We start from the raw sequence: 10,466 nt of genomic DNA on the forward strand, positions 1-10,466 counted from the left end.
CTGCCCGATAGGCTGGCCCGATGCGCCCCGCTCTGTCCGACTACCAGCATCTGGCTAGCGGCAAAGTTCGCGAGCTGTATCGAATCGACGACGAGCACCTGCTGTTTGTCGCCACCGACCGCATTTCGGCCTTCGATTACATCCTCGACAGTCAGATCCCCGACAAGGGTCGGATTCTGACCGCCATGAGCGTGTTCTTCTTCGACCTCGTCGAGGCACCCAACCATCTGGCGGGCCCACCCGACGACGAACGCATCCCCGAGGACGTCCTGGGCCGGGCGTTGGTGGTCACCGAACTCGAGATGATGCCCGTCGAAGCGGTGGCGCGCGGTTACCTGACCGGCTCGGGGCTGATCGACTACCAGAAGACCGGTTCGGTGTGCGGTATCCCGCTGCCGTCGGGCCTGGTCGAGGCCAGCAGGTTCATCGAGCCGTTGTTCACCCCGGCGACCAAAGCCGAACTGGGCGCGCACGACGAGAACATCTCCTTCAACGACGTCATCGAGCTGGTCGGCGCGGTGCGGGCGAACCAACTGCGCGAGCGCACGCTGCAGACCTACATCCAGGGCGCCGACCATGCGCTGACCAAGGGCATCATCGTCGCCGACACCAAGTTCGAGTTCGGTGTCGACTCCGACGGCAACCTGCGGCTGGCCGACGAGATCTTCACGCCTGACTCGTCGCGCTACTGGCGTGCCGACGAGTACTCCGAAGGCGTCGTGCAGAACAGCTTCGACAAGCAGTTCGTCCGCAACTGGCTCATCGGCCCGGAGTCCGGGTGGGACCGTCACGGAGACAAACCCCCGCCGCCGCTGCCCGCAGAAATTGTCGACGCGACCCGTGCGCGTTATATCGAAGCCTACGAACGCATCTCGGGCCTGAAGTTCGATGACTGGATAGGCGTGAACGCGTGAGGCCCCCAATCGCAAAGCGCGTCGACCATCGGCGTGAGCATCACGGCGACGTCTTCATCGACCCCTACGAGTGGCTGCGCGACAAATCCGATCCCGAGGTGACCGAATACCTCGAGGCGGAGAACGAGTTCACCGACAACGCCACCGAGGGCCTCGTGGACCTGCGGCAGAAGATCTTTGACGAGATCAAGGCCCGCACCAAGGAGACCGACCTCTCGGTGCCCACCCGGCGCGGCGACTGGTGGTACTACGGCCGCAGCTTCGAGGGCAAGCAGTACAACGTGCATTGCCGTTGTCCGATAGGCGATTTGAACGACTGGACGCCGCCGGAGCTTGACGAGCAGACCGCGATCCCCGGCGAACAGATCCTCATCGACGAGAACGTGGAGGCTGGGGGCCACGACTTCTTCGCGCTGGGCGCCGCGGGGGTCAGCATCGACGGGAATGTCCTCGCTTTCTCGGTCGACACCAAGGGCGATGAGCGATACACGTTGCGGTTCAAGGACTTGCGAACCGGCGCGATGTACGACGACGAGATCGCCGGCATAAGTGCAGGCGTGACGTGGGCCGCGGACAACCGCACCGTCTACTACACGACGGTCGACGATGCGTGGCGGCCGGACACCGTGTGGCGGCACCGCATCGGATCCGGTCTACCTGCCGAGCGGGTGTATCACGAGCCCGACGAGAAGTTCTGGCTCGCAGTGGGGCGTACGCGCAGTGACAAGTACGTTCTCATCGCCGCGGGTAGCGGCGTCACGACCGAGGTCCGATACGGCGACGCTGTCGACCCGCAGACGGAGTTCACCCAGGTGTGGCCCCGCCGCGAGCTGGTCGAGTACTCGGTGGAACACGCCATCGTCGGCGGTGAGGATCGATTCCTGATTCTGCACAACGATGGTGCGGAGAACTTCACGCTCGTCGAGGCGCCGGTGTCGGACCCGATGACGTTCCGCACGCTGATCGAGCACCGCGACGACGTTCGCCTCGACTCGGTCGACGCGTTCGAGGGACACCTGGTCGTCGGCTACCGAAGCGAGGCGTTGCCGAAGATCCAGCTCTGGCCCATCTACACCAACGGCACCTACGGCCATCCCGAGGAACTCACCTTCGAATCGGAACTGATGTCGGCGGGGCTGGGCGGAAACCCCAACTGGAGCTCACCCAAGCTGCGGATCGGCGCCACCTCGTTCGTCATCCCGGTGCGGATCTACGACGTCGACCTGGCCTCGGGGGAGCGCACGCTGCTGCGCGAGCAACCGGTGCTCGGCGACTATCGGTCCGAGGACTACGTCGAGCGTCGCGACTGGGCCGTCGCTGCCGACGGGGCGCGGGTTCCCATCTCGATCGTCCACCGCATCGGCCTGCAATACCCGGCACCGACGCTGCTGTACGGCTACGGGGCATACGAGTCATGTGAGGATCCACGATTCTCCATTGCCCGCCTTTCACTGCTCGACCGCGGCATGGTGTTCGCCGTCGCCCACGTCCGCGGCGGCGGTGAGCTCGGGCGCCCCTGGTACGAGCACGGAAAGCTGCTCGAGAAGAAGAACACGTTCACCGATTTCGTCACCGTCGCACAGCATCTCGTCGACACCGACATCACCCGTGCCGAGACCATGGTCGCCTACGGCGGCAGCGCGGGCGGGCTGCTGGTCGGGGCCGTCGTCAACATGGCTCCCGAACTGTTCGCGGGCGTCCTCGCCCTCGTGCCGTTCGTCGACCCCCTGACCACGATCCTGGATCCGTCCTTGCCGCTGACCGTCACCGAATGGGACGAGTGGGGTAATCCGTTGCAGGACAGCGACGTATACGACTACATGAAGTCGTACTCGCCGTACGAGAACATCGAGGCCAAGCGCTATCCGCCCATCCTCGCCATGACGTCGTTGAACGACACCCGCGTGTTGTACGTCGAACCTGCGAAATGGGTGGCCGCGCTGCGGCACACCCATCCCGAAGCCGCACCCGAAGTGCTGCTCAAGACCGAGATGAACGCCGGCCACGGCGGCATCAGCGGCCGCTACGAGCGCTGGAAGGAAGCGGCGTTCCAGTACGCATGGTTGCTCGACGCCGCCAAGGCCAACCATGTCGGCGGCGCCTACGAAGAAGAACTGCTCGACCGTTCCTAGATCTAGGCATTGTCAAGATCAGCGGTATGATCACGGGATGACCAGGGATTCCTACCATCACGGCGACCTGAAGGCCGTGATCCTCGCGCAGGCGGCCGAGCTGGTCGCCGAGCGGGGTGCCGATGGGATCTCGCTGCGGGAGTTGGCTCGCGCCGTCGGGGTCTCGCACGCCGCACCGGCGCATCACTTCACCGACCGTCGCGGGCTGTTCACCGCGCTGGCCGCCGAGGGTTGGCGCAAGCTGGCGACCGCTCTCGACGGTGCCCGCCCCGAGTTCATCGACGCGGCAAGGGCATACGTGCGTTTCGCACTCGAGAATCCCGGACACTACACGGTGATGTTCGACCGCTCGCTCGTCGATCCCGATAACCAGGAGCTGATCGCGGCGCAGGACGCGGCGGGTGCCGAACTCGTCCGTGGCGTCGGCACTCTCGACGATGCGCGGGCCGAGAACGACCCGCGGGCGGCGCAACTGGCGGCATGGTCTCTGGTGCATGGATTTTCGCTGCTGTGGTTGAACGGCAACGTCCCGGCCATCGACGAAAGCGCCGATCCGATGCAGACGGTGCGCCGAGTCGCGGGGATGCTGTTCAAGAGCGGGTAGCGTGCCAGGCATGACATCGCTCAACGACATCCCACTGACCACGCTCGACGGCCGGCCGACCACGCTCGGCCAACTCGCCGACGGCGCCGCGCTGGTGGTCAACGTCGCCTCCAAATGTGGCCTCACGCCGCAGTACACGGGGCTGGAGAGGCTGGCGAAGGACTACCGGGACCGCGGGCTCACCGTGATCGGCGTGCCGTGCAACCAGTTCATGGGTCAGGAGCCGGGTTCGGCCGAGGAGATCGCGGAGTTCTGCTCGACCACCTACGGGGTGACGTTCCCGCTGCTGGAGAAGACCGACGTCAACGGCGACGGCCGGCATCCGCTGTACGCCGAGCTGACCAAGACGACCGACGATGCAGGTGAAGCGGGCGACATCCAGTGGAACTTCGAGAAGTTCCTGCTCGCACCGGGTGGCACCGTGGTCAAGCGGATCCGACCGCGCACCGAACCGGACGCTCCCGAGGTCATCGCGGCCATCGAAGAAGTGCTGCCCCGGTAGTTCGCACCGGATGGACAACTGCGCGCAGGGTGTCAGAAACCGTTGCGACACCTGAAGTTGCCACACTGAGCGCGTGGCTGGACAACTGATCGTCTCGATTTCCGGGATCAGCGACCGCACCATGCCCGAGGTCGTGGACTTCTGCGGTCAGCTCGACGCGCGCGCAGTGCCGGTGTCGCTTCTGGTGGCGCCGCGAATCAAGGGTGGATACCGGCTCGATGAAGACACTCCCACCGTCGAGTGGCTGAGTCTCCGGCGCGACGCGGGCGATGCGATCGTGCTGCACGGTTTCGACGAAGCGAGCACCAAGAAACGGCGCGGCGAGTTCGCGACCCTGCCCGCACACGAGGCGAACCTGCGACTGATGGCCGCTGACCGGGTGATGGAACACGTGGGGCTGCGCACCCGACTGTTCGTCGCGCCAGGCTGGACCGTATCGCCTGGAACGGTGACAGCGTTGCCTCGCAACGGCTTTCGCATGCTTGCGGCGCTCAACGAGATCACGGACCTGGTGCGTCATAAGACGGTGCGTGCCCGGGTGCTCGGCATAGGTGAGGGCTTTCTCACCGAGCCGTGGTGGTGCCGCACGTTGGTGCTCGCCGCCGAACGCACTGCACGGCGCGACGGCGTGGTTCGGGTCGCCGTGGCGGCCCGTCACCTGCGTAGGCCCGGACCGCGGCAGGCGATGCTCGACGCCGTCGACCTCTCCCTCATGTACCAGTGCAGGCCCGGCGTCTATCAATGGACGCCGTACAGCGCATTGACAGACGCAGCGTAGCCCGCGGCCGCTAACGTGGCGGCATGGCAGACGCTGATGTCATTGTCGTAGGAGCTGGTCTCGCCGGTCTGGTCGCCGCGTGTGAGCTCGTCGAACGTGGCCGCCGGGTCCTGATCGTCGACCAGGAGAACGCCAACAACGTGGGTGGTCAGGCGTACTGGTCGTTCGGCGGGCTGTTCTTCGTCGACAGCCCCGAGCAGCGCAGGCTCGGCATCCGCGACAGCCACGAGCTCGCGCTGCAGGACTGGCTCGGCGCGGCGGGATTCGACCGGCCCGAGGACCACTGGCCGCGGCAGTGGGCACACGCCTACGTCGACTTCGCCGCCGGCGAGAAGCGCGGCTGGCTGCGCGAGCGTGGACTGAAGATCTTCCCTGTGGTCGGTTGGGCCGAGCGCGGCGGCTATGATGCTCGCGGACATGGCAATTCGGTCCCGCGGTTCCACATCACGTGGGGCACGGGACCGGCGATCGTGGAGGTGTTCGCCCGCCGGCTGAGCGGGAACGCGAAAGTGACCTTCGCACATCGCCGTCGAGTCGACGAGCTTGTCGTCGAGGACGGCGCGGTGGTCGGTGTGCGCGGCGCGGTGCTCGAACCGTCCGATGCGGCCCGTGGTGAGGCGTCGTCCCGAAACACCGTCGGCGACTTCGAATTGCGGGCGCAGGCGGTGATCGTCGCCAGCGGCGGGATCGGCGGCAACCACGACCTCGTTCGTCAGAACTGGCCCAAGCGGATGGGTCGCGTTCCCGAGCAATTGCTCAGTGGTGTGCCCGCGCACGTCGACGGCCGGATGATCGGTATCAGCGAGACGGCGGGCGCACGGGTGATCAACAGCGACAGGATGTGGCACTACACCGAGGGCATCACCAACTACGACCCGATCTGGCCGCTGCACGGTATCCGCATCATTCCCGGCCCGTCATCACTGTGGCTGGACGCCACCGGCAGGCGTCTGCCGCCACCGTTGTTCCCCGGCTTCGACACCCTCGGCACGCTGGAGTACATCGCCAAAACCGGTCACGACTACACCTGGTACGTACTGAACGCGCGCATCATCGAGAAGGAGTTCAGTCTGTCGGGGCAGGAACAGAATCCCGATCTGACCGGCCGTAGCGTGCGCCAGGTGCTGAGCCGCGTGAGGCCTGGTGCGCCACCGCCGGTGCAGGCGTTCGTCGACAAGGGCGTCGACTTCGTGACGGCGAATTCGTTGCCGGAGTTGGTATCCAAAATGAACACGGTGCCCGACGTCGAGCAGCTCGACTACGACGTCGTGGAGAAGGAAGTCACCGCCCGCGACCGGGAGACCGTCAACAAGTTCACCAAGGACAGCCAGATCACGGCGATCCACGGTGCGCGCGCGTTCATCTCCGACAAGATCAGCCGCGTCGTGGCCCCACACCCGATCACCGACCCCAAGGCAGGTCCGCTGATCGCGGTGAAGCTGCACATCCTGACCCGGAAGTCGTTGGGCGGCTTGGAAACCGATCTCGATTCCAGGGTATTGAAGTCCGACGGTTCGACGTTCAGTGGGCTGTACGCCGCAGGCGAGGCTGCCGGATTCGGGGGCGGTGGCGTTCACGGTTACCGCTCGCTGGAGGGCACCTTTCTCGGCGGCTGTGTGTTCTCCGGCCGTGCGGCGGGTCGGTCGGCGGCGAGGGACGTCGGCTAGGGCAGGTCGATGGTGGTGGTCACCGCGACCAGTTGGGGTGTCGACGGTGCGGACGAGAACCCGAACCGCACCGGCGGGTCCAGCGCCGTGAGCTTGCCGACGTCGTCTCCTTCAAATGTGCCGTCGACGGCCGTGATGAGCCTTGTGCGTCGGACCCCGTAGTATTCGCGACGCCCATTGCCCGCGCTGCCCGCAGTACGAACGCCCGGTACCAGCATCGTCGCGAGCGGATTGATGAGGCGCAGCCAGGCCGGCGTTCTCATCAGTCTCGGTGGTACCAACCGGAGCAACCAGTCGAACGGCGCGGGACCTCCGAGGATGCCGGACACCGCGAGGCCGGGCGCGGTGACGATGAAACCCTCGGCGGTGTGCCGGACATCAACCTCGCCGAGTTCGATGCGGTCGAAAGTGTAGGTCTGCGAGACGAATTCGGCGATGACGGATGTCGGTGCGAGTAAGGTGCGTTCACCGTCCGCCGATTCGACCATGACGTCGGCGAAGCGGCCGAACGGCGACTTCTCCCACGCGCCGACGACCATCCGGACACCCGCTTCGGTTCCGAACCCCGCGATGTGGCCACTGAACACCAGGCGCCCTCGGCGAACCACTCAGAACTCCGCGGCCGAAACGCGAATCAAAACTCCGTGCCGTTCTCCTCTGCGAGCACTTGGAAGTCGGTGTCGGTCATCTCCTCGAGTCGGCCGTAGAAGATGCCCCTGGCGCTGGGGTCGACGATGCCCTGATGGATCGGGACTGCATGCGTGGGAGCGACCGCGCGCAGGTAGTCCACCGCCTCGGAGATCTTCATCCACGGTGCGGCGGCCGGTGTCGCGAGCACGTCGACCGGCTCGTCGGGAACGTGCAATGCATCGCCGGGATGCATCAGTCGCGCCGAATGGGTGCCGTCGCCGACCAGATACGAAATGTTGTCTATCACAGGGATTTCCGGATGAATGACCGCATGGCGCCCGCCCGTGCCGCGGACGGTGAGGTGTCCGATGCTCAATTCGTCGCCGACGTTGACCGCCTGCCATGAACCACCGAGCTGCGCGGCCGTCTGCGGATCGGCGTACAGCGCGGCCTGCGGGTTGGCGTCGAGAAGAGCGGGCAGGCGCTCCGGGTCGGCGTGGTCGGGATGCTGATGGGTGATCAGGATGGCAGACAGGCCGGTGATGCCCTCGAATCCGTGAGAGAACGTACCCGGATCGAACAGAATCGTGGTCTCGTTCGCCGAATCGTCGCGAAAGTTGGCGAGTAAGCACGAATGGCCGAAATGCGTCAATTGCATTCCTATATTGTGCGCGCAGGCGTTCTCCAGGGGGTAGTGCAGACGTGCGATTGTTGTGGGCGTTGGCTGTCGCGACGTGCGGGTTGACCATCGCCCCGGCGACCGCCTCCGCGGTGCCCGGCATCTGCCCGCCGATCTGCGACTCCATCCCCGATTCGGCGTGGATCGCACCCTCCGCCGTTCCGCTCGACGCGGTCTATCGCTGGCCCGGCCTTGCCGGTCTCGCCGTGAAAGCGTCCGCGCCACGGTTCACCTTCGAGGAGATGTGCGCCTCGCCGCCGCTCATCGGCGACGCCAGGGACTATGCGGTGGCCGCGATGGCGACGGTGACCAAGCCGCCCGGGCAGTGGCAGCTGCGGGTGCAGGTCATTCACTGGCGCGGCCCCACCGCGCAGTTCGGGCCGACGGCCACGCAGGCCCTGGATCTGGCCAGAGCGAGGCTGCGGGACTGCCAGGTCACCGCGCCGCTCGCGTCCCCGTCGATCACGACGAGCGATCCGTTTCGGCTGGCCGCGGTGATCAGCGTCCCCGGTCAACGGGTGGTTCACCAGTACCTGTTCGCCCACGCGTCCAGCAGCACCGTCGTGGAATTGGCCATGTGGTCGACGCTGCCGCCGCTCGTGCCCTGGTCAGCCGCGCCGGACGCGCAGGTGTTCGACGCGATGGCGGCTCCGCTGTGCGATGCGTACATCGGATCGTGCCGGTGAGGCGGCCCGGCAGAACCCGCAGGTAGAGTGGTCGCCGTGGCAAGGGTGGTAGTGCATGTGATGCCGAAGGCCGAGATCCTCGACCCCCAGGGGCAGGCGATCGTCGGCGCGCTGGGTCGTCTCGGCTTCGGCGCGGTCTCAGATGTGCGGCAAGGCAAGCGGTTTGAGCTTGAAGTCGATGACAGCATCGACGACGACACGCTCGCCGAGATCGCCGAGTCGCTGTTGGCGAACACCGTCATCGAGGACTGGAGCGTGAGCCGGGAACCGGCGGGGGACGGGTCGTGACGGCCCGGGTGGGTGTGATCACCTTTCCCGGCACGCTCGATGACGTCGACGCGGCGCGGGCGGTCCGGCTCGCCGGCGCGGAGTCCGTGAGTCTCTGGCACGCCGACGCCGACCTCAAGAAGGTGGACGCCGTGGTGGTGCCCGGAGGCTTCTCCTACGGCGATTATCTGCGGACCGGTGCGATCGCGAAGTTCGCTCCCGTGATGGGTGAGGTCGTCCGCGCAGCGGCGCAGGGTCTCCCGGTATTGGGTATTTGCAACGGATTTCAGATCTTGTGCGAGGCCGGGTTGCTTCCCGGCGCGCTGACCCGCAACGCCGGTCTGCATTTCGTGTGCCGCGACCTCTGGCTTGAGGTGGCATCGAATACGACGGCGTGGACATCGCGGTACGAACTGGGTGCCGACCTGCTGGTGCCGCTGAAGTCGGGGGAGGGCCGGTACGTTGCCAGCGAGGACGTGCTCGACAAGCTCGAGGGTGAGGGACGGGTCGTCTTCCGCTACCGCGAGAACCCGAATGGTTCGATGCGCAACATCGCCGGGATCGCGTCGGCCAACGGCCGGGTTGTCGGTCTGATGCCGCACCCCGAACACGCCACCGAGGCGCTGACCGGGCCGTCCGACGACGGTCTTGGCCTGTTCTATTCCGCACTGGACCAGGTGTTGGCCGCGTAGCGGCCCGGCTTCGTCGCTCGCCGCATAGGACGCTACTTCGTCAGCGCCACAGACGCTTCCGCGGTGTAGCAGAGGAAGGTCAGCGTCTCCTGCAGGTACAGCTCGACGGATTCCGCGTTGTGCGACAGGTAGCCGATGCACACGTCGGTCCCGAGCTGCAGATCGAAATCGCCACCGCGTGTCGACAACACAAACGCGCCATCGATAGCGGGCGCCCAGATGATCTCGCCGTCCACCAGCCGGTTGAGGTGCTCGCGAATCGGATAGCCGTGCTCGGTCGTCTCGCTGACCTCGGTGTACACGTCGGCCGACAGCAGCACCGAATACGGCCCGTCGACGCCGGCCAGCCGCAGCTCGGTCAGCGCCTGGGAGATGACGTCTGGGATCTCGCGGACATCGCTCGGCAGCGCCAGCGCAGGATTGTTGCTGCACGCCCGGATGCCCTCGATCGACGCTGCCCCGTAACCCTCGAAGATCGCCCGGTCCTCGACGAAGGCCAGTCTCTTCGCAGCCTCCTTGACCGGATCCCAATCCGAGTCCTGCGAGCCACGCTCGACATCGTCGATCGCTGTGCGGCTCAACGTGAACGGCACCCGCAGGCGCACCAGCGGCTTGCTCTCCCGCAGGTGCGCCACCACGCCCTCGCCCGGCGGGGACACATCGCGGAGGTGACCGGTGCTGACCGCCGCCGTCACCGGGCCTCCCGGCTCGCTGACATCGACGACGCGCCGCCCGGCGATGTGCCGTTTGAACGTTCGGGTCGCCTCCAACTCGATTTCGTCCCAGGCGGCTTCGGTGACCGGAGCGAGCTCGCGATACAGGTTGTTCATCAACGGGTTCCTTAAGTTCGTAGGTGCAGTTACTTCGTGTTGTTACGTTGTGCTGTGACCCGGGTGGGCCGGGTGAGGCTGCATC

General features: G+C 66.1%; 12 protein-coding genes. 9 read left to right on the forward strand and 3 right to left on the reverse strand.

The genetic code is table 11. The features are described from left to right. Positions 1-20: 20 nt before the first annotated feature. The 6 genes from BST47_RS20325 (at position 21) to BST47_RS20350 (ending at position 6,597) form a co-directional block, all read left to right on the forward strand. On the forward strand, positions 21-914 hold the full coding sequence (locus tag BST47_RS20325) for a phosphoribosylaminoimidazolesuccinocarboxamide synthase (protein ID WP_083127435.1): 894 nt from the start codon (positions 21-23) through the stop codon (positions 912-914). Then, positions 911-3,046, forward strand: a complete 2,136-nt coding sequence (locus BST47_RS20330) for a S9 family peptidase (RefSeq protein WP_083127436.1) — start codon at positions 911-913, stop codon at positions 3,044-3,046. Before BST47_RS20325 ends, BST47_RS20330 begins: the two co-directional genes overlap by 4 nt. Positions 3,047-3,083: 37 nt before the next feature. Continuing rightward, entirely contained in the window at positions 3,084-3,650 is a 567-nt protein-coding gene (locus BST47_RS20335; RefSeq protein WP_083127437.1) for a TetR/AcrR family transcriptional regulator, read from the forward strand. Positions 3,651-3,660: 10 nt separating this feature from the next. Beyond that, positions 3,661-4,152 carry a glutathione peroxidase gene (locus tag BST47_RS20340; RefSeq protein WP_083127438.1) on the forward strand — a complete coding sequence of 164 codons (492 nt, stop codon included), beginning with the start codon at positions 3,661-3,663 and terminating at the stop codon, positions 4,150-4,152. Positions 4,153-4,225: 73 nt separating this feature from the next. Beyond that, complete coding sequence (locus BST47_RS20345; protein WP_083127439.1) at positions 4,226-4,930, forward strand: DUF2334 domain-containing protein; 705 nt, start codon at positions 4,226-4,228, stop codon at positions 4,928-4,930. 23 nt (positions 4,931-4,953) lie between these two features. After that, entirely contained in the window at positions 4,954-6,597 is a 1,644-nt protein-coding gene (locus BST47_RS20350; protein ID WP_083127440.1) for an FAD-binding dehydrogenase, read from the forward strand. On the opposite strand, the gene BST47_RS20355 is transcribed toward BST47_RS20350, so the two are convergent. After that, complete coding sequence (locus BST47_RS20355; RefSeq protein WP_207568646.1) at positions 6,594-7,205, reverse strand: hypothetical protein; 612 nt, start codon at positions 7,203-7,205, stop codon at positions 6,594-6,596. The two genes, BST47_RS20350 and BST47_RS20355, sit on opposite strands and share 4 nt — an antisense overlap. Positions 7,206-7,231: 26 nt before the next feature. Beyond that, complete coding sequence (locus BST47_RS20360; RefSeq protein ID WP_083127441.1) at positions 7,232-7,885, reverse strand: MBL fold metallo-hydrolase; 654 nt, start codon at positions 7,883-7,885, stop codon at positions 7,232-7,234. Positions 7,886-7,929: 44 nt separating this feature from the next. Between BST47_RS20360 and BST47_RS20365 the strand changes: the two genes are divergently transcribed. Genes BST47_RS20365 through purQ form a run of 3 tightly spaced genes read left to right on the forward strand, consistent with a single transcriptional unit; the run spans position 7,930 to position 9,551 of the window. After that, positions 7,930-8,592, forward strand: a complete 663-nt coding sequence (locus BST47_RS20365; RefSeq protein WP_083127442.1) for an ATPase — start codon at positions 7,930-7,932, stop codon at positions 8,590-8,592. Between the two features lie 36 nt (positions 8,593-8,628). Next, positions 8,629-8,880: a phosphoribosylformylglycinamidine synthase subunit PurS gene (gene purS / locus BST47_RS20370; protein ID WP_083127467.1), complete on the forward strand. Its 252-nt coding sequence runs from the start codon at positions 8,629-8,631 to the stop codon at positions 8,878-8,880. Then, positions 8,877-9,551, forward strand: a complete 675-nt coding sequence (gene purQ / locus BST47_RS20375) for a phosphoribosylformylglycinamidine synthase subunit PurQ (protein WP_083127443.1) — start codon at positions 8,877-8,879, stop codon at positions 9,549-9,551. Before purS ends, purQ begins: the two co-directional genes overlap by 4 nt. Before the next feature lie 32 nt (positions 9,552-9,583). Here purQ and BST47_RS20380 read toward each other — a convergent pair whose 3' ends face one another. Further along, positions 9,584-10,381, reverse strand: coding sequence for a family 1 encapsulin nanocompartment shell protein (locus tag BST47_RS20380; RefSeq protein WP_083127444.1), 798 nt, complete (start codon positions 10,379-10,381; stop codon positions 9,584-9,586). Between the last annotated feature and the right edge of the window lie 85 nt (positions 10,382-10,466).

Origin of the sequence: Mycolicibacterium tusciae, from assembly GCF_002086795.1 — a bacterium.
Lineage (GTDB): Bacteria > Actinomycetota > Actinomycetes > Mycobacteriales > Mycobacteriaceae > Mycobacterium > Mycobacterium tusciae.